Genomic DNA, 21,643 nt, shown 5'->3' with positions numbered 1-21,643 from the left:
GGGCTCTTCGCATGGGCTCGGGTGCGGCCTGACGGGGTCCGGGACGGCGGAGCCGTCCTCGGCCGGTCCCGGCCATTAGCCTGCACCGCGTGATCCTCGAATCCCTGCCCCTCGCCCCCGACCACGACATCCCGGGCCCGCTCCTGACCGAACTCACCGCCCTGCACGTCTCCAACCGTGAATTCAACGCCCTGAGCGGCGACTTCCCCGACCCGGACGACATCCGCCCGGAGCAGGTCGCGGAGGCGCTCGCGGAGGAGGCCGCCCAGCCGGGAGTGGAGTTGCTGCTCGCCCGTGGCGGAGGACGGCTCGTCGGCTTCGCCATCACGCTGGCGCGCCATCCCGACCCGGCGGATCCGGACCCGTGGATCGGCCTGCTCCTCGTGGACGCCCGCGAGCACGGCAGGGGATACGGCAGGGCGCTGGCGGCCGGGGTCGAGGAGCGGTTCCGGGCCACCGGCCGCACCGGCGTGCGCCTCGCGGTCCTCGACAACAACCCCAAGGGCCTCGCCTTCTGGACCGCCCTCGGGTACGAGGTGATCGACCACCGCGAGGACCGGCGGCTGGGCCGTCCGTGCGCGGTCCTGCGCAAGACCCTGGACTCCTCCGGCCCCGAGCGGGCCGACACCGTCTAGGACCGTGTCGCGGGGGTCCCGCCGTCCACCCGGAGAGCGGGCCGGGCGTCGCGAGGCGGGCCGGCGGACGGACACGCCGGGCGAGCGGGCGAGCGGGCGAGCGAGGCGGGACTCCCGCGGCACGCCCGGCCGTTCAGGCCCCCGGGACGAAGAGGCAGAACAGGTGGCCGTGCGGATCGCGCAGGACTCGTACGTCCTTCTGGGGCTGGTACTCCTCCAGCGTCGCGCCCAGGGCGCGGGCCCGCTCGGTCTCCGCCTCCAGGTCGTCGACCTGGAGGTCCAGGTGGGCCTGCATCTGCTGGGTGCCCGGCCGTTGCGGCCACACGGGAGCGGTGTGGCCGGTCTCCAGCTGGAAGCTGAGGCCGGGGCGTTCCTGTCCGGGAGCCCGCAGCCGCACCCACGCCGGTTCGCGGTCGACTTCCTGCCAGCCCAGCAGGGCCCGGTAGAAGTCGGCCAGCGCGGGCGGATCCGGAGTACCGAGGACAAAGGAACCGAGCGTCGTCGTCATGCCCCCACCCTGCCCCCGGCGCTCGCCCCCACGCGTCCGCCCGCGCACGGCGGGGGCCCGGGCCGGGCCTCAGGGCCGGGCCGGTCTGCCGTCGCCGTACAGCCAGTCCTTCCAGATACCGCCGAAGTCCTTGTCCGGCGCCTTCTTCTCGACGTACGCGGTGAAGTCGGCGGTCGTCGCGTTGCCGTGGCGGTGGGTGGCGGCCCAGCCCTGGATGATGTCGTAGAAGGTGTCGTCGCCGACGGTCCTGCGGATCTTGTGGAGGACCATGGCGCCGCGTTCGTAGACGGGACTGTTGGAGATGTGGGCCGCGCCGGAGGGCTTGGCGGGCGGGAAGTCCCAGATCGCCCGGCCGGCGGCGACGTCGTCGTAGTAGTCGCCCCGGTAGAGGGCGTCGAAGATCTGGTCGGCCGTGTCGCCGTCGTGGTCCTCCTGCCAGAGCCACTCCGCGTACGTGGCGAAGCCCTCGTTGAGCCACATGTCCTGCCAGGACGCGGGGGTGACGGAGTCTCCGTACCATTCGTGGGCCAGTTCGTGGACCAGCGTCTCGATGTCGGGGGCACCGGGGAAGACGGGGCGGTTCTGGGTCTCGAGCGCGTAGTCGGCGACGCCGGCGCGCTCGACGATCGCGCCGGTGGACGAGAACGGGTACGGGCCGAAGTTGTACGTCTCCCACTCCATGATCTCCGGAATGCGGGCCAGCACCTTCGCGCTCGCGGCGGTCTGTGCCGGGTCGACGGCGACGTACACGGGCAGACCGCTCTTCGTCACGCCGCGGGTGATGTCGTACGCCCCGACGGCGAGCGTCGCGACGTAACTCGCCATCGGTTCGGCGGTGTGCCAGGCGAAGGTCCTGCGGCCGTCGGCGGCCGTCGTCTCGCTCCTCAGCTCCCCGTTGGAGACCGCGCTCAGCCCCTTGGGGACCGTGATCGTGATGTCGTACGACGCCTTGTCGGAGGGGTGGTGGTTACCGGGGAACCAGGTCATCGAGCCGACGGGTTCGCCGAGGGCGAGCGCGCCGCGCGCCGTGGGCAGCCAGCCCTCCCGCGAGCCGTCCGGGTCCGTGAGTGTCTCCGGCGTGCCCGCGTAGCGGACCGTGACGCGGAACGTCCCGCCCTTGCCGAGGGCCGTGCGCGGGCGCACCGTCAGCTCCTGGCCCGCCCTGCTCCAGCGGGCGTCCCGGCCACCGACCAGGACGCCGGTGACGTCCAGGCCCTTCAGGTCGAGGTTGAAGGCGTCGAGGCTCCGGGTCGCCCGCGCGGTGATCCGGGCGGTGCCCCGCAGCCGTTTGCCACCGGGGTCGTAGGAGAGGGTCAGGCCGTAGTGCGAGACGTCGTAGCCGCCGTTGCCCATCTTCGGGAAATAGGGGTCGCGCAGGCCCGGGGCGCCTGCCGAGCCGTCCCCGCCGCCGCACGCGGTGAGCGCGCAGGTGAGGGTGAGAACCAGGGCACAGGGGACGATCACGGAAGATCGGGGCACGTCCGCGATCCTACGAGCCCATGACACCATCACGTACGTGCTCGACATCGGCTACGCCCTCTCCAACCGGTTCCCCGACCCCCCGCAGACCGACTACCGCCGCGCGGACGTCCACGCCCTGCGGCACGACCTGTTCTGCGGCGACGTGTATCTCGCCGACACCAAGGCGGACCGGGAGGTGTCCACGGCGTGGGGATGGGTGCCGGTGCTCGACTTCGCGTGGGCGCTGTGCGACATCGTGGAGCAGCTGGACCGGGACCCGCACGGCAGCCGGGCCTCCCGCCCCCAGCACGCCGAGCTCGACTTCACCGAGTCGACGGACCGCATGCTCTTCGAACGCCGCTTCGGCTGGGTCGACATCGAGGCCGACTGGATGCACCGTGACGAGGAGCCGCTGACCTTCGCGCACTCCGCGCTGCGCCGGGAGGCCCGCGACTTCCTGCACGACCTGATCGCGGACCTCACCGACCTGCACGAGGACCTCGCGGAGAACCCGGCCCTGTGGACCCTCCAGGCCCGCTTCCCCCGCGTGACCTGATCCCCCCGCGGGCCTCCTCCCCCGCCTCGGTCCCCCTCTCCGAGCCGCCCCGTGCCCCTCGGGCGGACCCCCTCCGCCTCGGGCCGCCCTTCCCCTTCGCACCGCCCTCTCCCCTGGGGCCGCCCTTCCCCCCTCGGACGCCACCCGCCTCCCCCTCTCAGATCTCACCCACCTCGCCGAGCACCCGCACGCCCAGCGCGGCCGCCAGCACCGGTGCCAGGTCGAGCAACTGGGCCGGGCTGATCACCGCGCCCGCCATCCGGTCCACGCCCCGCGCGACGTCCAGTTCCGCGGCGCGGCGCAGATCCACGTCGACCAGAGTCGCCGCGGTGAGGTCGGCGCCCTTGACGACACAGTCCACGAATTCCACGCGCTCCAGCCGGGCACCGCCGAAGTCCGGCTCCACCAGCACACAGCCCTCGAAGACGACGTCCTTGAGGCGGGCCCTGCGCAGGTTCAGATAGTCGATCTTGCCGCCGCGGATCAGCACGCGCTCCAGCACGGAACCGTGCAGCTGCACCCCGCCCAGACGGGCGTCGACCAGCTCGACGTCGCGCAACGCCGACTCGGCCAGATCGGTGCCCACGCCCCGTACGCCCGTCAGGACCGAGTCCAGCACCCGCGCGTGGTGCAGCCGCGTCTCGTCCAGCGCGCACCCCGTCAGCGCGCAGTCCATGAAACGCGCGCCCCCGCCGTCCTGCCCGGCGAAGTCCCTCTCCCGGAACTCCAGCCCGTCGTAGTCCCCGTCCGGCTCCAGCGCTGAGCCCTCGTGGGGCTCCAGCGGCGGCAGCCGCACCTCCGGCCGCCGCGCCCCCTTCACCGGACCGCCCGCCCTGCCCGGACCGCCCGCCCTGCCCGCCGCTCTCCGCACCATGACCCCATCCTGCACTCCCCCACTGACAAGGCCTCCGACCTGCGGTCCTGTCCCCCGGTGTCACATTCCGGGCCCGCGGACAGTCGTACCCGGCAAGACGACCCCGACCGCAGGGAGAGGCCAACCATGGACCACCTGACCGTCATCGGCGGCGGCCTCGCCGGACTCACCGCCGCGATCACCGCCGCCGAGGCGGGTGCCAGGGTCACGCTGTACGAGGCCCATCACACGCTCGGCGGCCGGGCCCGCACCGCCCACGGCCCGTACCGGACGGACAACGGCCCGCACACGCTGTACGGCGGCGGCCCGCACTGGACCTGGCTCAAGCAGCGCGGCCTCACCGGACCGCTCGCCCCCGTACCGGCCCGCGAGAGCGCGCGGCTGCGCCTGCACCACCGGGGTGTCCTGCGCCGCACCCCGCCCCGCTCCCTGTTCAGGCTGCTGCGCCGGGATGCCCGGCAGGCGCCCGTGGACGCCGACTTCCTGAGCTGGGCGAGCGCGTGGACGGACGAGGAGGGCGCCCGCGCCGCCGCCCACTACTCGGCGGTCACCCTGTTCCACCACGATCCCGGCTCGCTCTCCGCGGCCTTCGTGCAGGAACGGCTGCGCAGGGCCGTCCGGATGCCCGCGGAGGCACGTCATCCGCGCGGTGGCTGGTCGACCGTCGTCGACCGCATGGCCGCCCGCGCCTGGAACCTCGGCGTCCGGGTGGAGACCCTCTCCCGCGTCGACGCGCTCCCCGACCGTCACGGCCCGGTCGTCGTCGCCACCTCCCTCGACTCCGCCCGCCGTCTCCTGCGGGACGACTCCCTCATCTGGACCGGCGGCCGGACCGCCCTCGTCGACCTGGCCCTGCGCACCCGGCGCGGCGATCCCCGCTCCCTCTCCGACCTGGACGCACCCGGCCGGCTCGACCGTCCCACGGCGTGGGACCGCACCCTCGCCCCGGCCGGGGAGCAACTCGTCCAGGGGCAGTTCCCGATCGCCGCCGACGAGTCACGCGGCGACGGCGCCGTCCGCGCCGAACACCTCCTCGACCTCGCCTTCAAGGGCTGGCGCGAGCGCGTGACCTGGCGGCGGGACGGGGTGGCGCTGGGACGCACGGGAGCGGTCGACCCGCCGGGCACCACCTGGCGCGACCGCCCCGCGCTCGACCGCGGCGACGGCGTCTACCTCGCGGGCGACCAGGTGGCCGCCCCCGGCATGCTCTCGGAGGTCTCCTTCAACAGCGCGCTCGAAGCCGTCGCGCTGGCCTTCGGCATCCGGGAACGTCTTGACCTCAAGCGTGCTTGAGGTCGAAGGCTGGGCTCATCACCGCCCGCACCCGAGGAGCCCTCCGCATGCACGCCGTCCGTCTGCACGCCTTCGGCCCGGCCGAGAACCTCGTCCACGAGAGGACCGAGGACCCCGAGCCGGGTCCCGGCCAGGTCCGCGTCGCCGTGGCCGCGGCCGGTGTCCACCTCCTGGACACCGCCCTGCGCGAAGGGGCCCGGGGTCCCGCGCCCGCTCCCGCCCCGCTCCCCACCGTCCCCGGCCGCGAGGTCGCCGGCACCGTCGAGTCGCTCGGCGAGGGCGTCCCCGGTCACTGGCTCGGCAGCCGGGTCGTCGCCCACCTCGGCTTCGCGCCCGGCGGATACGCCGAACTGGCCGTGACCGACGCGGCCCGCCTGCACGGGATACCGGACAACCTCGGCTTCGCCCAGGCCGTCGCCATGATCGGAACGGGCCGTACGGCGATGGGGATCGTGCAGTTCACCGAGTGGGGCCCGGACACCGTCGCCGTGATCCCCGCCGCCGCGGGCGGCATCGGCACCCTTCTCGTGCAGTACGCCAAGCACGCGGGCGCCATCGTGATCGGCGTCGCGGGCGGCCCGGAGAAGGTGGCCCTGGTCCGGGAGAACGGCGCCGACCTGGCCGTCGACCGCCGGGACGGCACCTGGCCGGCCCAGGTCCGCGACCACCTCGGCCCCCGTACCGCGACCGTCGTCCTCGACGGTGTCGGCGGAGCCACCGCCCGCGCCGCCGTGGACCTGCTCGGCCCCGGAGGCAGACATCTCGTCTTCGGCTGGTCCGCCGAGGGCATCCGGGACGGCGGCCCGCTGATCGTGCCGGGCGTGACCGAGCAGGTGCTCGGCCCCGCGATGATGCGCAGGGCGGGCGGCCCCGACCCCCTGCGCACCCTGGAGCTGCGGGCCCTCGCCGAAGCCGCCGCCGGCCGCCTCACCCCGGCCCTGACCCGCTTCCCGCTCGCCTCGGCGGCCGCCGCCCACCGCGCGCTGGAGGCCGGCGCCACCGTCGGCAAGGTGGTACTGGAACCCTGAGCGGGAGGGCTCCGCCGAAAGGTGCGGCACCCACCGATCCATGGTCTTCTGGGCAGGTGAGTGTCACCCGAACAGGTGAACCCTCCGACGCCGATCCGCACCGCTGGTGGGGTCTGGTGATCATCGCTCTCGCCCAGCTGATGGTCGTCCTGGACGCGACCATCGTGAACATCGCGCTCCCCTCCGCACAGCGTGACCTGGGCATGTCCGACGGCAACCGTCAGTGGGTCATCACCGCGTACACCCTGGCCTTCGGCGGCCTGCTCCTGCTCGGCGGCCGGATCGCCGACCTGGTCGGCCGCAAACGCACCTTCGTCATCGGGCTCATCGGCTTCGCGGCCGCCTCCGCGCTCGGCGGCGGTGCCACCACGCCCACCATGCTCTACGGCGCCCGCGCCCTGCAGGGCGCCTTTGCCGCCCTCCTCGCCCCGTCCGCGCTCAGCCTGCTGACCACCGCCTTCACCGACCCGAGGGAACGCGGGAAGGCCTTCGGCATCTACGGCGCCCTGGCGGGCAGCGGCTCGGCGATCGGACTGCTCGCGGGCGGACTGCTGACCGAGTACCTGAACTGGCGCTGGTGCCTCTACGTCAACGTCCCCGTCGCGATCGTCGCGGTCGTCGGCGCGGCCGCCCTGCTGCGCGACCGCCCCGGCCACCGGGGCGCCCGCCTCGACGTCCCGGGTGCGGTGCTCGGCTGCGGCGGCCTCGTCGCCATCGTCTACGGCTTCAGCGAGGCGCAGCCGCGGGGCTGGACGGACCCGTCGGTCCTCGCCCTGCTCGCGGCCGGCGTCGCCCTGCTCATGGCCTTCGTGTGGTGGCAGCGGCGGGCCCCGAGCCCCCTGCTGCCCCTGCACGTCGTCAAGGACCGCAATCGCGCCGGCTGCTTCCTGACCATGGCACTCGCCGTCATCGGCCTGTTCGGCATGTTCCTGTTCCTGACCTACTACCTACAGGTCGTCCTCGGCTACTCGCCGGTGCGGACGGGCCTGGCCTTCCTGCCGCTGACGGTCGCCATCGTCGTCGGCTCGACGCAGATCTCCGCGCGGCTGCTGCAACACGTGGCCCCGCGTGTGCTGATGGTCCCCGGCACACTCCTCGCGGCGGCCGGCATGCTCGTCTTCACCCGGCTGAGCGTGCACTCCGACTACACGGGCCTGATGCTGCCCGGCATGCTCCTGACGGGGCTCGGCATGGGCCTGATCTTCATGCCGATCTTCGCCACGGCCACCGCCGGGGTCTCCCCGCAGGACTCGGGCGTGACCTCCGCGACCGTCAACACCTCGCAGCAGGTCGGCGGTTCGATCGGCACGGCCTTGCTCAACACGGTCGCCACCACCAGCGGCGCCACCTACATCGCCGCGCACCTCACCGGCCCGGCCCACAGGGCGCTGGTCGTCCGCGAGGGCATCGTGCACGGCTACACGACCGCCATCTGGTGGGCCTGCGGCATCATGCTCCTGGCCGGTCTGATCGCCGGCCTGCTGGTCACCGCGAAGGCCCCCAAGCACGCGCTCGGCACCGCCCCCGTGCCCGAGTCAGTCCCGTGAACCCAGCTCCCGCAGCGCCCCGTCGGTCAGCCGGTACACCGTCCACTCGTCCTGCGGGCGCGCGCCGAGCGCCTCGTAGAACTCGATGGACGGCCGGTTCCAGTCCAGTACCGACCACTCCAGCCGCTCGTACCCGCGCGCCACGCAGATCCGCGCCAGTTCGGTGAGCAGCGCCCTGCCGTGCCCGCCGCCCCGCGCCTGCGGACGCACGTAGAGGTCCTCCAGGTAGATGCCGTGCACTCCGCGCCAGGTCGAGAAGTTCAGGAACCACAGCGCGAACCCGACCACCTCGCCGGCCTCCTCCGCGAGGTGCGCGAACGCCGCGGGGTGCTCGCCGAACAGCGCCTCGCGCAGCTGCGCCGGGGTCGCCCGGGCCTCGTCCGGCACCTTCTCGTACTCGGCCAGTTCACGGACCATCGCGTGGATGACGGGAACGTCTGCGGGGGTGGCGGTGCGAATCATGGGCGCAGTGTCACACACCCCTCGCACGGCGCGGCCGGGCGTGTTCCCGTCCGTCCCGCCCTGCCGGCGGCGCCCCGCCGGGCCCGCCCTGTCAGTGCCGCCCGGCCACCCGGTCCGCCAGCCGCGCCAGCCGGGACGACTCGGCGCTGTGCGTGGTCAGTTCGCGGCGGTCCGCGCTGCGGTAGGTCGCGTACATGCCGTGCACCCCGATCCAGCGGAACGGCTCCGGCTCCCACTTGCGTACCTTGTGGCCGACCCAGGGCAGGCCGGTCAGCCCGGTCGGGCCCGCCTGACCCGAGTCGAGGCGGACGAGGTCGCGCAGGGTGCGGGCGGCGAGGTTGGTGGTGGCGACGCCGGAGCCGACGTAACCGCCGGCCCAGCCGAGGCCGGTCGCGCGGTCCAGGGTGACCGTGGCGCACCAGTCGCGCGGCACACCGAGGACACCCGACCACGCGTGCTCCACCCGGACGCCGGCCAGGGACGGGAAGAAGCGGACCAGGATCCCGTACAGGGCGTCGACGGTCGCCTGCCGCGTGCCGCCGTCGTGGTCGGTGCGCGAGCCGAAGCGGTAGGGGACACCCCGGCCGCCGAGCGCGATGCGGTCGTCGGCGGTGCGCTGCGCGTACATGTAGGCGTGCGCCATGTCGCCGAGCGTCTCGCGGCCCTCCCAGCCGATCCGCGCCCACTGCTCGGGCGACAGCCGCTGCGTCGCGATCATCGACGAGTTCATGGGCAGCCAGGTGCGCCGTTGGCCCTTCAGCGAGGCGGTGAAGCCCTCCGTGCAGCGCAGGACGTAGGGGGCGCGGACCGTTCCGTACGGTGTCACCGCGTGCCCGGGACGGATCTCCGTGACCGGCGTCCGCTCGTGGATCGTCACCCCGAGCGCCTCGGCGGCCGCCGCCAGACCCTTCACCAGTTTCACCGGGTGCAGACGCGCCCCGTGCGGCGTCCAGGCCGAACCGACGGCGCCCGCGACCCGGACCCGCTCGGCGGTCTCGCGCGCGCCGTACAACTCGCGGTCCCGCTCCCCGTACGACAGCTCGTGCTCGTGGAAGGCCTTCAGGCGGGCCAGCTGCGCGGGCGTGTACGCCACCTCCAGGACGCCGCCCTGGTGGACGTCCGCCTCGATGCCCTCCCGCGCGGCGACCCGGACGACCTCGTCGACCGTCTCGTTCATCGCCCTCTGCAGCCGGACGGCGGCCTCGTGGCCGTGCAGCCTCGCGTACCGGTCGCGGCCCGCGACACCGTTGTAGAGCCAGCCGCCGTTGCGTCCCGACGCGCCGTACCCGCAGAACCTCTGCTCCAGGACGGTGACGCGCAGCGAGGGCGCCGCCTCCTTCAGGTAGTACGCGGTCCACAGACCCGTGTAGCCGCCCCCGACGATCACGACATCGGCGCTCGCGTCGCCCGGCAGGGGCTCGCGCGGGACGGGCAGCCCGTCGTCCGCGTACCAGAAGGAGATGCCGCCGTTGACGGTGCCGCTGCTGCTCATGGCCGGGACGTTAACCCCTGGGAGTGGCCAGTGTCTCCTTCGGATTCCGTGTTTTTCCACGGCCTCTGACCAGCGGATAGCAGCCCAGACCGATCACCACGGAGAGGAAATGCCCGCATTGGGTGAGGGTGGGATCACCGAGGACCGGCAGCCCGTAGAAGACCAGGACCGCCGCCAGATACGGATACCGCCAGGGCGCCGCGATCCGGTACGTGAGCACGGCGATCACCCCCGCCAGTGAGTAACTCACCCCGATGTCGAGGGTGTTCACGGCGGACTCCGGTGCCAGCCCGCGCCGTACCGCCCCCAGCAGCGCCCCCTCGCTGGCGAGCGTCGCCAGCACGTGCGAGGCCACGCACACGATCAGCCAGCGCACGGTGCCGAGCCAGCGCTCCGCCTGCGCGAGGAACACCGTGAAGAGAAAGGCGTACGGGAACCAGTAGCCGCCGTCGATCCACATCGCGCTGGAGATCAGCACCCGCAGCGGGTCGTTCGACAGTTCGTGGATGTTGGTGGACCGCTGCCGCAGGAACTCCTCCTCGAAGTCCGGCGACATGTGGTGCAGGGCCACGGTGGTGAAGAAGAGGACGCCCAGCCAGGTGTAGGTCCCGGGGGCGCTGCGTATGTAGCTCCGCGCGGAGCGCAGGATCCGGTCAACGCGCATGGGCCGCCGCTCCCCCGCGCGTAGGGTCGGCCGGGTGATCGACGTACCGGACGCCCTGGCCGCCTCGCAGCACCGGTACAACGGAGCGGCGGGGCGTGCCTTCGTCGCCGCGCTCCCGCGGCAAGCGGCCCACTTCCTGGACCGCTGGGAGCTGCGCCTCGACGGCCCCTCGATGCACGGCGTGGGGGCGCTGGTGCTGCCGGTGCGCCGGGCCGACGCGACCCCGGCCGTGCTGAAGCTCCAGCTTCTCGACGAGGAGAACGCGGGTGAGCCGCTCGCGCTGCGCGCCTGGGCCGGCGGCGGCGCCGTACGGCTTCTCGACCACGACAGGGCCACCTGCACCCTGCTGCTCGAACGGCTCGACCACACCCGTATGTTGACGCACCTTCCCGACACGCGCGAGGCCGCCCTCGTCGTCGCGCGGCTGCTGGCCCGGCTGACGGCCGTGGCGGCGCCGGAGGGCGTGCGGCGGCTCGGGGACATCGCGGCGGACATGCTGGAGCGGGTACCGGGCGCGCTCCGGCGGATTCCGGACCCGTCCGACCGGCGGCTCGTCGGGGACTGCGCCGCGGCGGTGCGCGAGGTGGTGACCGAGCCGGGCGACCGTCTCCTCCACTGGGACCTCCACTACGACAATGTCCTGCGCGGCCTCCACCACGACGACTCCGACGAACACCACGACGACGACAACGACAACGGCGACCACGACCATGGCCAGGTCGCCGGACGCGCGCCCTGGGTCGCCATCGACCCCAAGCCGCTCGCGGGCGACCCCGGATTCGAGCTCTGTCCCGCGCTCCGCAACCGCTTCGAGCCCGCCGAGATCCGCCGGCGCTTCGACGCGATGACCGACGTCATGGGTCTGGAGCGCGCGCGGGCCCGCGCCTGGACCCTCGGCCGTGTCCTACAGAACACTCTGTGGGAGATCGAGGGCGGCCGCCCGCTGGAGCCGGTCGACCTGGAGATCGCCCGCCGGTTGCGGGCGGTCACGTAGTCCGCGTGTCCGCCATTCGTGTCACGGGCCCACCGGCGCGGCCGGCGCCGGGAGTGCCCGTGGGCCGGGCCCGGCCCAACGCCTCACACCTGATGGCCCACGCCTCACGCCCGAGGGCTCACGCCTCACGCCCGAGGGCTCACGGCTGAGCGCTCACGGCTGAGCGCTCACGGCTGAGCGCTCACGGCTCACACCGGACAGCTCATGGCTCACACCCCACACACGGGAGCCAGGGCGCGCCCCAGTTCCAGCGGGTCGGCTCGCCCGTCCAGCGCGGTGTGCAGGGCCATCGCGAGTTCGGGGTGGGCCAGCAGGCCCTCGCCGGCCAGGTCCGCGCCGGCCCGCGCCGCCAGCCCGAGGCCCACCCAGGCGTCGGGGTCACCACCGCGGACCGCACGCTCGTGGAACGCCTGGAGCGCCTCCGCCGTACGGCCCTCCACCAGCGCGACGTCCTCGTCGAGGGCGCCCGCGACCACGGCGCCGGGATCGTCGCGCAGTGCCGCGAAACCCGCCGGGTCGGCCAGCAGCCAGCGCAGGAGCACCGCCCGTGTGTCGAACCCGCGGCGCGGGCTGCCGTAGGAGCCGCCGGGGACGGGCGCCGGGTCCACGGCGAGCGGGAGCGGTTCGCCGAGGGACCAGGCCGCCGCGTGCGCGCGGACCGTCTCCGCCGCGGGCCGCAGATGGTGGGCGCGCCAGCTCGCCCGGTGGTCCGCGACGGCCAGGGCGGCCGCGCCCCTGGCCCGCACGTCGACCGGTTCGTCCAGCCAGGGTTCGACGCGCCGCGTCAGTTCGGCCACCAGTCGCCGCCCCAGCTCGTCGAGGCCGTCCGACGAGCCGATCGCGCGCAGCGCGTGCGCCGTCTGGCAGCGCCACAGGGCGAACTCGAACTGCCCGAGCACATGGACGCGCCGCCGCCAGAACGCGGTGACGCCGAAGAAGGCGTACACGCCCTGGAGGAGGCCGCCCAGCGGTCGTGGATCGTCGCGCCAGGGGGCGTAGTGCAGCCGGTCGTCCCGGTCGTCGTACAGGGTGAACAGGTGCATGAACGCACTGAGTTTGTTGTGCTGGAACTCGTGCACCAGCGTCGCCGCGAACTGTTCGGCGTCGTCCGGCGCCGAGGCCAGGGCGCCGCCGAAGGCCTCGCCCGACGACGCGCTGTGCGGCCGGAACCGCTCGGCGCGCGGGCGGGGCACCACCGACACCAGCCCGCCCGCCAGCGCCCGCGCCGCCTCGGTGTCGGTGCGCCGGAGGATGTCCCAGGCCGGGGCGAAGAGTTCCTGCCACTCACCGGCAGCGGCGACCGGTTCCACCCGGCTCGGTCTCCGCAGGTCACGGTAGGGGTCGGTGTCGTCGAGGAGCAGGGTGCAGCCGGCGGCGCGCAGCTCCGTCAGGGCGTGCCAGTCCGGTCCCTCCAGCGGGCGTCCGGCGATCCGCACGCGTCCGGCGGAGGCGGAGACCTCGGCCACGTCCCAGTCGGCGGGGCCGGGTACCCGCATCGCCCCGAGCGCGGGCAGCACCGCCCATCCGTGCCGGACCGGGATCTCGGCGCGGAACTCAAGGCCGGCGCGGACGGCCGCGGCCGCCGCGATGGCGTGGAGGTGTCCGGTGTCCGCCCAGAGGGGCGTGTCGTCCTGGGCGGTCCCGCGCAGCCGGCGCAGCGTGTGCGCGGCCCACACGCCGACCGCCGGATATCCGAGCAGCCGTTCCACCGCCTCCCGCGCCTCCTCGGACGCGGCCCAGGCGCGGGACAGCAGCCGCCAGCCCTCCGCCAAGGGGGGCAGTGGGCCGGGCGGCGCCGTCGCCGCCGAGTCGAGCAGGGCCCGTACGACGAGCAGCCGCCAGCTCCGCTCGCTCCTGCGCAGCATGTCGACCGTCGCGGGGCCGCCCCCGCCGCCCAGCAGCTCGTCGAACGACCGCGGTGAAAGGACGTGGGGTCGGGCCGTCTGGTGCATGGGGGAGCCTGTTCGTTGCTGCTGGGGAGGGTGCGGCGACGCCTTCGGGCGGTCGCCTCCGGCGGCTATGCCTCGCGCTGCGGGTTGTAGCCGCCGAGGCTGCTGGCCGGGTCGTCGATGCGGCTGAGCAGCCGGCGCATGGAGCCCGACGCGGACGGCAGGTCGAGAAGGGGCCACGCGTCCAGCGGAACGTCGCTGAGGTCGATCAGCTCGGACTCGACTCCGGACTTCTCCATGGCGGCGCCCCTGTGCGGTGAAGGTGTGCGATCGGGTCTGTGATGCGCGATCCGCGTGCGGAATCCGTGCACGGGATCTGCGATCAATGCCCTATGTACCACTGAAATATGGCTTTCCATCGGATTTCAGACCGCTTGAGTGACTCTAGTGCATCGGAGGGGTCACACAGAGCCACACCGCACGATCGTCCCGGATCGGGTGACGGCCCCGGACCGAGTGGCGCGTGGGCGGTTCGGGTAGGGACCAGGTGTGATTGAACTCGCTGAACTGATCGAGGAGTTGCGCAGGGAACTGACCGCGGCCCGGACGGCGGCGGAGGGGGAGGATCTGTACTTCGAGGTGGGTCCGGTGGAACTGGAGGCGGCCGTGGTCGTGGAGCGGTCGGCGGCGGCGGGCGGGAAGATCCGTTTCTGGGTGGTGGAGGCGGGCGCGGACGGACGCGTGGCCGACAGCGTCACGCACCGGGTGAAGCTGACGCTCGATCCGCGCACCCACAGCGGCGGCGGACGGGCGCCGTGGGTGGGCGGGGCCGAGGCCGACCGGGAGCGCTGAGCCGTGCCGGGGCACGACCCGCGCCGCGGACTGGATCCGGTCCGGGTGGCGGAGGTGATGGTGCGTCCGCTGGCGGGCCGGGGTCCCGGGCGGCGCGGTTCCGGGTACCGGGTCGGGCTCCGCTGGGTACTCACCGCGGCGCACGTGGTCCGCGGCGCGGAGGGGGGAACCGCGGGCGTACGGTTCGAGGCGGACCGCGCCGCGGAGTGGACGGCGACCGCGCGGGTGGTCCTGGCCTCCGACAAGGCGGACGTGGCGCTCCTGGAGATCGCCGGGTCCGTGCCGCTGGACGGGCACGCGACCGGACCCGAACCGCCCTCCTACGGCGCGGTCCCCGACGCGGACGTCGTCCTGCCGTGCAGCGCGATGGGCTTTCCGCGGTTCAAGCTGCGCGAGGACCGGATGCGGCTGCTCGACGACGGCTCGGCCTCCCAGTACCGCGACTCCTGCCACGCCACGGGCATCACCTCGGTGCTGTCCAACCGCCGCGAGGGCACCCTCGAACTCGCGGTCACCCCACCGGAGTCGGACGCCGAACCGGACCGGTCGCCCTGGGAGGGCATGTCGGGCGCCGCCGTCTGGCACGACGGCACGCTCGTCGGCCTGGTCAGCGCCCACCACCGCACGGACGGGCTGGGCCGGCTGGCCGCGGTGCGCGTGGAACGCTGGTACGGGCTGCTGACCGGGACCGAACTGGCCGTGCTGCGCGAGTGCGCCGGCCTTCCCGCCTCGGCGTCCGGGCTGGTCCGGCTCCCCTGTCCCGGGACCGCCACGCCGGGCCCGGCCGCCCTGACTCACCTCCCCGACCGGCTGCCCCTGCGTGAACTCAACGGGCTGGTGGGCGCGTTGACCGACCTGCCGGCGGTGCGCAACCCCGCGTCCCTGGCCCTGCTCCTGGACAGCGTCGACCCGGTGGTCTCGGCGATGAGCCCCCGGTCACCGGCCCTGCGGCCGGACCTGTTCGGGATCCTCGGCACCTGTCTGCGCTATCCGGGAACCCTGGACCAACTGCTGGAAGCGATACGGTTGTTGGAGGGCGACTCCGCCGGGGTGGCCCGAATGGACCAGGAGGCGGTGGAGTTGTCCCGGCGCCACCGCCGAGCCGATGGAAACCGCTGACCTGATATGGCGGGGCCGCGCGGACACGGGGTTTCATCCCCGGTGCGGCGGGCCATTATCAGGAGGATGTGAGCAGCCCGTATCCACATCTGTAGCCGGGGGGAAGGGGTTTGGCCGTCATGGAGCCGTCTGTGGCCGCCGTCGAGTCCAATCTTGTCGATCTCGCGGGGGTGTCCCTTGAAACGCTGCGCTCCATGGACGGTCGGGATCTCGCCATATCCCTGGAGGAGCTGCTGCAGAGGATCGATCACACCCTCGCCAGCGTCAACGGCTTCGGCGGTGGCGAGGCGGAACGTTTCGATTGACGACGCCGAGGCCGCCCGTGCGCGCTGAGCCCTCTCTGCCGCGTCATCGCCTGCCGCCCGGCAGTCTGGCCGAACTGGCCCGCGGTGAAGGAGGACCGGCCACCGTCGAGCTCATCCTCGGAGCCGAACGAAGCCGCCGCCTGCTGCTGTTGCGGCTCCTCGACGACGCGACCGGCCTCGGTCCCGCCTGGGACCTCCTCAGCGAAGCCCAGCGTGCCTCCCCGTCCGTCGTCGACGACGTCCTGATGTATCCGCAGACAGGCATGTGGCTCGCCGGGACGCTGCGCAGACTGCGCGCCACGGTGCCGCGGGACGAGCCCCCCCTGTGGGTCGATACCGGTCATGTCTGCGCCCTCGCCGCCGCCGCGGGACTGCTCGCCGGCCTGGACTTCACCATCGAGGTCCCCGTGCGGCACGGCCGGGTGCCGCTGCCGACCCTGGGCTGCGCGGTGCTGCCCGCGACCGGGCCGTGGACGACGGCCACGGTACGGGCCGAGGCCGGACACGCCGTGGTGGAGACGCCCGGCGCGACGGTCCCGGTGCCCCTCCCGCCCGGCACGCCGGGACCGGGGTGGCACGCCGTGCGCCGGCTCACGGTGGGGCCGGCGGACCGACGGCTCGCGGTGGTACTAGACGACGTGGACCCGTACCGCACGTACCCCCGCCCGACGGAGCCGCGTCCGCTCTCCGAGGAGGCCGCCGCGCAGTGGCGGCACGTGCTGGAGCGGGCCTGGACGGTACTGCTGCGGGAGCAGCCCGCGACGGCCGAGGCCATGCGGCGGGGCGTGTTCTCCCTCAGCCCCACCTCCGCGAGGGAAAGGTTCCGGCCGCGCAGCGTGACGTCGGGGGACGCGTTCGGCGGTATCGAGCTCTCGGAGCCGGACGACGCCGTCCAGCTGGCCGTGACGCTCGTGCACGAGTTCCAGCACACCAAGCTGGGCGGACTGCTGCACCTGACGCCGCTCCTGGACCGCCGTGCCGACGGCGGTACCGAGCGGTGGTACGCGCCCTGGCGGGACGACCCCCGACCGCTCCAGGGACTGCTCCAGGGCATCTACGCGTTCATGGGAATCACCCGCTTCTGGCACGCCCACCGCGAGGGCGCCGGGGCCCACCGGAGCATGGCGCACTTCGAGTTCGCGCTGTGGCGGGCCCACGTCGCGACCGCGATGGACCAGGTCCACGGCCATCCGCACCTCACCCCGCTCGGTGCCGGCCTGCTGGACACCCTGCGCGACCTGTGCGCCCGGTGGCTGGCGGATCCGGTCCCCGAGGAACCGCTCGCCCTGGCCCGGCTGTGCGCCGCCGACCACGCGACCCGCTGGCGGGCCCACCATCTGCGGCCCGCCGCACCGGCGGTGGACGAGGCCGTGCGCGCCTGGCTCCGGGGGGACAGCGCACCGCCGGCCGCCCTGGCCGCCACGCCCGACGTGGTGTTCGACCCCTCCGCGCGCTGGCTGGACAGCCTGGCGATGCTCGTCCGTCACCACCTCGCCGGCCGGGACGACGACCGCCGCTCCCCCGAGGAACCCGAGAAGACCGCCGCCCGGGTCACCGGTGCCCTGACCGGCGACGCCCTGCTGGCCGTGGGCGACGCCACGGCCGCCCGCCACGCGTACGTGGCACAACTGGCCCTGGATCCCGGGCGGGCCGGAGCCTGGGCCGGTCTGGGCCGGGCGCTGGAGATGGCCGGCACGGACCGGGCGGCGGCCCGGCTGCTGTGCCGCCACCCCGAACGGGCGCGGGCCGTGCAGTCGGCGCTCTCCGGTTCCGCGGGCACGCCCGCGGAACCGGTCCGCCTCGCCGCGTGGCTCGGCTCGTCCCTCCCCTGACCGGCCCGACCGCCCGGGGTCGGCCCCGCGGAGCCGACCGCCCCCGGGTCACAGCTGCATCGGGTCGATGTCGCAGTCGCAGCGCTCCCCGGAACGGGCCTGTTCGGTGGCGGGGTGCGGGGTGAGCTGGGCCGCGCTCAGCCGCGGCGCGTCCAGCACGCGCTCCATGCGCTCCAGGACGTCCGCGCGCAGTGCCTCTCCCTCCGCCTCCTCGCCGACGGCGACGAGGTCGAGGGAGAGGTTGGCCGCGCACACCAGCGTGGTGGGGTGATCCTCGCCCTGGCGGGCCCGGCACGACGCCAGCGTGCTCTCGCCCAGTTCCCGGGCCTCCGCGGTCCGCCCCAGCGCGCTCAGGTCGCTCGCCAGGTTGATGGCACAGACCAGCACGGTCGGATGGTTCGCCCCGAGCCGCGCGGTCAGCGACTCCAGCGCCGCCTCGTCCCGCTGCCTGGCCTCCTCCACCCGGCCGAGCAGCCGCAGCGTGACCGCGAGGTCGATGTCGGCCGCCAGGACGTGCGGGTGATCGGACCGGAAGATCTTGCGGAACCGCTCGCAGGCCTTCTCCCCGCGGTCGCGGGCCGCTTCCAGCTCGCCGTTGTGCCGCAGGGCCACCGACAGGGCGAGGGCCGCCATCAGCGCCTCGGGGTGCGTGTCCCCGTAGCGGCGGGTCAGCTGATTGAACGCCTCGCGCGCCAGCTCCAGCGCGGTGGCGTGGTCACCCTCCTTGCGGCAGGCCTCGCTCAGCTGCCGGACGGCCTGCAGGGTCGAGGGGTTGCCCGCACCCAGGACAGCCTGATAGCCGTCGGCGACGGCCTGCTGGAGGGACCGCGCGCCGACGTAGTCGCCCGTCTCGCGGACGTCGATGGCGATGCTCGCCTCGGTCATCAGCGACTGCGTGTGATCACGGCCGTACAGCCGCGCCTTCATCGCGTGCGTGTGCCGGTCCAGCTCCAGAGCGCGCTGGAAGTCGCCGACCATGCGCAGGCTCACGCCGAGGTTGTGGGCGGTGACCAGGGTCGTGGGGTCGTCCTCGCCGAAAGCCCGCCGGGCCCGCTCGTAGGCCATCTCGTCCAGCTCGGCGCCGGCGGCGAAGTCGCCCTCCACGCGGCGCACCGCGGCTTCCAGGTTGATCGTCTCCAGGGCGTCCTCGCGGGTGTCCTCCCGGTCCGCCGGCGCGGTGCGGGCGTAGACGTCCTTGAGCTGGGCCACCACCCGGGCCGCGTCGTCGTGGCTGCCGACCTTCAGATACAGGAAGCACAGCCACCAGCCCATCAGCCGTGTCTGCTGGTCCTCGTCGCCGTACAGCCGCTGCCAGGTCCGCCACGCCTGCTCGGAGAACTCGACGGCGACCTTGTGGTCGCCCCAGTACCAGAGGTACCTGGCCACGTTCCGCACCAGCTCGCGCACCCACGGCTGATCGGACTCGATGGCACCCGACGCGATGACATGCCCGTACAACTCGGCGTAGCGCGGCCAGTTGGCCGCCTGGTTGGGCCCCTTGGGGTCGGCGGCGGCCAACAGCGTGTGGGCGCCGTTGCGCATGCGGTTCTGCTCCTCGGGCGTCATCCGGTTGATCAGCACCGCCTGGACCAGGCGGTGCATCTCGATCGAGTTCGTACGGTGGTCGATACGGGCCAGCGAATAGCGGTTGATCTCCCGTATGGCACGCGCGAGCCGCATGGGGTCGTTGAGGGCACGGTCGAGTTCGGTGTCGATGCTGCTGCCGCCGAGGCCGGAGAAGATGGAGCGGGAGATGGGGTCCGGCGCGAAGTAGGAGCAGAGCTGGAGCAGCCGCAGGGCGGTGAGGCTGCGGGTCTCCAGGTGGTCGAGGGAGACGTTCCACGCGGCCGCGACCGGGAGCTGGTAGTCCGGGGGCGGCGACACCTCGAGCAGCTCACTGCGCTTGTGTTCGAACAGACGCAGATACTCCGAGACGGGCATCCCGGTCTCCGCCCGCCAGGCGGCGGCCTGTTCCAGCGCGAGCGGAAGGTCACCGAGAGCCTCGGCCAGCCGGTCCGCCTCGGCGTCGGCGAGATCCTCTCCGTAGGCGCTGGAACGGCGCAACAGCTCCTTGCTCTCCGCCCTGGTGAAGACGTCGACCTCCAGGGAGGGGCCGACGACGCTCCAGCGCCGGTTGCGGGAGGTGACGAGGATGGTGCCGCTGCCGCCCGTGGGGAAGTAGTCCCGGACGCGTTCCGGACTGTCCGCGTTGTCGAAGATCAGCAGCCAGCGGGAGTACGGCCGGCCCTCGCGCAGCGCCTCGCGCACCGCGGGCCCGGCGATGTTGGCCTCGGCGCTGGTGCCGAGCCCGAGCCTCTGGGCGAGTTCCACCAGGGCCTGGCCGATCTGGCCGGGACGCTCCGCCGGGATCCACCAGACGATGTCGTACTCCGACTGGTGGCGGTAGGCGTACTCGATCGCCAGCTGGGTCTTGCCGACACCGCCCATGCCGTGGATCGCCTCGGGCAGCACGGTGGTCGTGCCCTCCCGCCGCAGACGGTCGCTCAACTGCTCAAGGAGGTCCACGCGGCCGGTGAAGTTGGGATTGCGCGGAGGGATGTTCCCCCAGATGCGCGGCTGCGCCGAACGCGCGTTCTCCACCGTGGGCTGCTGCGTGGTGGCCATGGTCGTGGCTCCTTCTGAAGTTGTCTCGGGCCCCCTCGGGGCGTCTGCGGCGTCCCGGTTCGCCCGGCCGGCCGGAGGCCGGGGCCGGGCGCGGGTGCCCGCGTCCTTGCGCAGATCGACGGTGTTCTGCCGGTCGTACTCCCGCACGGCCCGCGCCAGACGCTCGGCCCGGGGCAGGAAACGTCCGGACAGGGCGCGCAGCGCGGTCAGTTCGACGCGCAGGAACGCCACGTTGCGTGGGGTCACGGGCGGCACACCGGTCGCCTCGACGGGTTCGTCCGGGGCGGGCAGGACCGGCTCGGAGTCCTCCGGAGCGGCCGCCATCAGCACCCGTACGTCGTGCAGCACCCGGGCGGTGTCCCGGCGCCGGGCCAACGCCAGTAACTCCTGGCGGATGTTCGGGCCGAAGGCGAAGACCATCTCGGCCGCGCGCTCGGTCTCCGCACCGGCCGGCCGTACCAGACCGCTCATCAGCAGCTCGGTGACATGGGCCGGTCCGGCGCCCGGCACCGACGCCGTCAGGGCGCTCATCACGCGCAGCGTCAGCGGTGCCGCGGCGAGACGGGTGGCCAGGGCGAACGCGGTGGGCGACGCGGCGGCCCGGAACTCCGAGACCCGCTCCCACGGCGGCACCGCGCTGGCGGGGTCGGGAACGTCGTCGACCCACGGGACGGCACGGGCGGCGTCCGGCCGCCGCTTCCAGTCCCGGGCCCGGACGCCCGACATCTCCACCCAGTCCCCGGCGCGGGCCGCCACCAGGTCCGCCCAGTCGGAGAGCGAGTGGTCGGTCCGCTCCAGGACGGGGACCGGCACCACACCGGAGCGCGCCGCCGGATCGTCGTCCACGGGTTCGAGGGGGGAGGTGCGCAGCTCCCATCGCAGGGAGTCGTTCGGCGCCCAGGGACGCCCGGACTTCAGCCGCATGCGGTGCACGTCGAGACCGGTGCGGAACCAGAGCCGCTGCGGCAGCAGGTGGAACACCGCGAGGGGTTCGGAGCGGCCCAGTTCCCTGAGCAGCGGCAGCACCGCGTCCGACCGCCAGCCCGCCGCCAGCCCGTCGGTCAGCACCAGCACCACCCGGTGTTCACCCACGGGCGGGGGAAGGTGCTCCAGCCGGATACGGCCGGGCTCGGTGTCGTCGGATCCCAGCAGCCGTAAGCGTGTGACCGGGCCGAGCGCTCCGTGGCCGGCGAGCTCGTCGGCCAGCCGGCCGGCCGTCTCGTCCCAGACCCGCATGGTCACGTAGTCGTCCACGACGAGCAGGACGGACGGACGGTCCGCGGACCCGGCGGCCTCCAGGCCCCGCAGAGCATGCGCCACCGCGCACGGTGACGCGTCGCCAGAAGCCCGCGCCGATGGTGGTCGTGGGCCGTCGTCACGCTGCATAAGCGCCCTCAGAGCGTCCGGTCATGCCCGACGACGGAGGGAGCACCGAGGAGGAGTCCCGCAGTCCGCGGGCATGCGTGACATCCACGTGCCAAGCCTGGCAGTGGTCTGCGTGCGGTGC

19 protein-coding genes are annotated in these 21,643 nt (G+C 73.7%); 10 read left to right on the top strand and 9 right to left on the bottom strand.

Annotation, left to right across the window (positions count from 1 at the left end):
• Positions 1-89: 89 nt before the first annotated feature.
• Positions 90-635: a GNAT family N-acetyltransferase gene (locus GFH48_RS22150; protein WP_153289916.1), complete on the top strand. Its 546-nt coding sequence runs from the start codon at positions 90-92 to the stop codon at positions 633-635.
• A gap of 133 nt (positions 636-768) precedes the next feature.
• Here GFH48_RS22150 and GFH48_RS22145 read toward each other — a convergent pair whose 3' ends face one another.
• Positions 769-1,143 (bottom strand): VOC family protein, encoded by a 375-nt coding sequence (locus tag GFH48_RS22145; protein ID WP_153289915.1) that lies wholly within the window; start codon positions 1,141-1,143, stop codon positions 769-771.
• Positions 1,144-1,212: 69 nt separating this feature from the next.
• Positions 1,213-2,622, bottom strand: a complete 1,410-nt coding sequence (locus GFH48_RS22140; RefSeq protein ID WP_228120825.1) for a M1 family metallopeptidase — start codon at positions 2,620-2,622, stop codon at positions 1,213-1,215.
• A gap of 37 nt (positions 2,623-2,659) precedes the next feature.
• Between GFH48_RS22140 and GFH48_RS22135 the strand changes: the two genes are divergently transcribed.
• On the top strand, positions 2,660-3,160 hold the full coding sequence (locus GFH48_RS22135) for a hypothetical protein (RefSeq protein ID WP_153289914.1): 501 nt from the start codon (positions 2,660-2,662) through the stop codon (positions 3,158-3,160).
• A 157-nt stretch (positions 3,161-3,317) separates the two neighbouring features.
• On the opposite strand, the gene GFH48_RS22130 is transcribed toward GFH48_RS22135, so the two are convergent.
• Entirely contained in the window at positions 3,318-4,034 is a 717-nt protein-coding gene (locus tag GFH48_RS22130; protein ID WP_153289913.1) for a pentapeptide repeat-containing protein, read from the bottom strand.
• Between the two features lie 126 nt (positions 4,035-4,160).
• Between GFH48_RS22130 and GFH48_RS22125 the strand changes: the two genes are divergently transcribed.
• The 3 genes from GFH48_RS22125 to GFH48_RS22115 are packed head-to-tail and all read left to right on the top strand — an operon-like array spanning position 4,161 to position 7,902.
• Positions 4,161-5,327, top strand: a complete 1,167-nt coding sequence (locus GFH48_RS22125) for an FAD-dependent oxidoreductase (protein ID WP_153289912.1) — start codon at positions 4,161-4,163, stop codon at positions 5,325-5,327.
• A 47-nt stretch (positions 5,328-5,374) separates the two neighbouring features.
• Positions 5,375-6,355, top strand: a complete 981-nt coding sequence (locus GFH48_RS22120) for a zinc-binding dehydrogenase (protein WP_153289911.1) — start codon at positions 5,375-5,377, stop codon at positions 6,353-6,355.
• Positions 6,356-6,411: 56 nt separating this feature from the next.
• Positions 6,412-7,902, top strand: coding sequence for an MFS transporter (locus tag GFH48_RS22115; protein ID WP_228120822.1), 1,491 nt, complete (start codon positions 6,412-6,414; stop codon positions 7,900-7,902).
• Here the strand turns inward: GFH48_RS22115 and GFH48_RS22110 are convergent.
• The 3 genes from GFH48_RS22110 to GFH48_RS22100 form a co-directional block, all read right to left on the bottom strand.
• A complete protein-coding gene (locus GFH48_RS22110) occupies positions 7,891-8,364 on the bottom strand; it encodes a GNAT family N-acetyltransferase (protein ID WP_153289910.1) in 474 nt (157 codons plus the stop codon). The two genes, GFH48_RS22115 and GFH48_RS22110, sit on opposite strands and share 12 nt — an antisense overlap.
• 91 nt (positions 8,365-8,455) lie before the next feature.
• Positions 8,456-9,856: an NAD(P)/FAD-dependent oxidoreductase gene (locus GFH48_RS22105; protein ID WP_153289909.1), complete on the bottom strand. Its 1,401-nt coding sequence runs from the start codon at positions 9,854-9,856 to the stop codon at positions 8,456-8,458.
• Between the two features lie 10 nt (positions 9,857-9,866).
• A complete protein-coding gene (locus GFH48_RS22100; protein ID WP_194280643.1) occupies positions 9,867-10,520 on the bottom strand; it encodes a rhomboid-like protein in 654 nt (217 codons plus the stop codon).
• On the opposite strand from GFH48_RS22100, the gene GFH48_RS22095 reads away from it, so the two are divergent.
• Entirely contained in the window at positions 10,519-11,514 is a 996-nt protein-coding gene (locus GFH48_RS22095; RefSeq protein ID WP_153289908.1) for an aminoglycoside phosphotransferase family protein, read from the top strand. The two genes, GFH48_RS22100 and GFH48_RS22095, sit on opposite strands and share 2 nt — an antisense overlap.
• A 209-nt stretch (positions 11,515-11,723) precedes the next feature.
• Here GFH48_RS22095 and GFH48_RS22090 read toward each other — a convergent pair whose 3' ends face one another.
• Positions 11,724-13,466 (bottom strand): HEXXH motif domain-containing protein, encoded by a 1,743-nt coding sequence (locus tag GFH48_RS22090; protein ID WP_153289907.1) that lies wholly within the window; start codon positions 13,464-13,466, stop codon positions 11,724-11,726.
• Positions 13,467-13,531: 65 nt separating this feature from the next.
• Entirely contained in the window at positions 13,532-13,702 is a 171-nt protein-coding gene (locus tag GFH48_RS22085; protein ID WP_153289906.1) for a hypothetical protein, read from the bottom strand.
• Between the two features lie 250 nt (positions 13,703-13,952).
• On the opposite strand from GFH48_RS22085, the gene GFH48_RS22080 reads away from it, so the two are divergent.
• The 4 genes from GFH48_RS22080 (at position 13,953) to GFH48_RS22065 (ending at position 17,511) form a co-directional block, all read left to right on the top strand.
• Positions 13,953-14,255, top strand: a complete 303-nt coding sequence (locus GFH48_RS22080; RefSeq protein ID WP_194280642.1) for a trypco2 family protein — start codon at positions 13,953-13,955, stop codon at positions 14,253-14,255.
• A gap of 3 nt (positions 14,256-14,258) precedes the next feature.
• Complete coding sequence (locus GFH48_RS22075) at positions 14,259-15,374, top strand: effector-associated domain 2-containing protein (protein ID WP_153289905.1); 1,116 nt, start codon at positions 14,259-14,261, stop codon at positions 15,372-15,374.
• 131 nt (positions 15,375-15,505) lie between these two features.
• Positions 15,506-15,679: a hypothetical protein gene (locus GFH48_RS22070; protein WP_153289904.1), complete on the top strand. Its 174-nt coding sequence runs from the start codon at positions 15,506-15,508 to the stop codon at positions 15,677-15,679.
• Positions 15,680-15,696: 17 nt separating this feature from the next.
• Positions 15,697-17,511, top strand: a complete 1,815-nt coding sequence (locus GFH48_RS22065; RefSeq protein ID WP_153289903.1) for an HEXXH motif domain-containing protein — start codon at positions 15,697-15,699, stop codon at positions 17,509-17,511.
• Positions 17,512-17,559: 48 nt separating this feature from the next.
• Here GFH48_RS22065 and fxsT read toward each other — a convergent pair whose 3' ends face one another.
• Positions 17,560-21,456 (bottom strand): FxSxx-COOH system tetratricopeptide repeat protein, encoded by a 3,897-nt coding sequence (fxsT, locus tag GFH48_RS22060; RefSeq protein WP_153289902.1) that lies wholly within the window; start codon positions 21,454-21,456, stop codon positions 17,560-17,562.
• Positions 21,457-21,643: the final 187 nt, after the last annotated feature.

Origin of the sequence: Streptomyces fagopyri, from assembly GCF_009498275.1 — a bacterium.
Taxonomy (GTDB): domain Bacteria; phylum Actinomycetota; class Actinomycetes; order Streptomycetales; family Streptomycetaceae; genus Streptomyces; species Streptomyces fagopyri.
This window is presented reverse-complemented; position numbering and strand designations above follow the sequence as displayed.

What these genes read in the sequence shown, in the direction of transcription:
- GFH48_RS22145 (WP_153289915.1), bottom strand. Translation starts at nt 1,143, where the DNA reads ATGACGACGACGCTCGGTTCCTTTGTCCTCGGTACTCCGGATCCGCCC.
- GFH48_RS22130 (WP_153289913.1), bottom strand. Translation starts at nt 4,034, where the DNA reads ATGGTGCGGAGAGCGGCGGGCAGGGCGGGCGGTCCGGGCAGGGCGGGC.
- GFH48_RS22125 (WP_153289912.1), top strand. Translation starts at nt 4,161, where the DNA reads ATGGACCACCTGACCGTCATCGGCGGCGGCCTCGCCGGACTCACCGCC.
- GFH48_RS22120 (WP_153289911.1), top strand. Translation starts at nt 5,375, where the DNA reads ATGCACGCCGTCCGTCTGCACGCCTTCGGCCCGGCCGAGAACCTCGTC.
- GFH48_RS22110 (WP_153289910.1), bottom strand. Translation starts at nt 8,364, where the DNA reads ATGATTCGCACCGCCACCCCCGCAGACGTTCCCGTCATCCACGCGATG.
- GFH48_RS22105 (WP_153289909.1), bottom strand. Translation starts at nt 9,856, where the DNA reads ATGAGCAGCAGCGGCACCGTCAACGGCGGCATCTCCTTCTGGTACGCG.
- GFH48_RS22095 (WP_153289908.1), top strand. Translation starts at nt 10,519, where the DNA reads ATGGGCCGCCGCTCCCCCGCGCGTAGGGTCGGCCGGGTGATCGACGTA.
- GFH48_RS22100 (WP_194280643.1), bottom strand. Translation starts at nt 10,520, where the DNA reads ATGCGCGTTGACCGGATCCTGCGCTCCGCGCGGAGCTACATACGCAGC.
- GFH48_RS22090 (WP_153289907.1), bottom strand. Translation starts at nt 13,466, where the DNA reads ATGCACCAGACGGCCCGACCCCACGTCCTTTCACCGCGGTCGTTCGAC.
- GFH48_RS22085 (WP_153289906.1), bottom strand. Translation starts at nt 13,702, where the DNA reads ATGGAGAAGTCCGGAGTCGAGTCCGAGCTGATCGACCTCAGCGACGTT.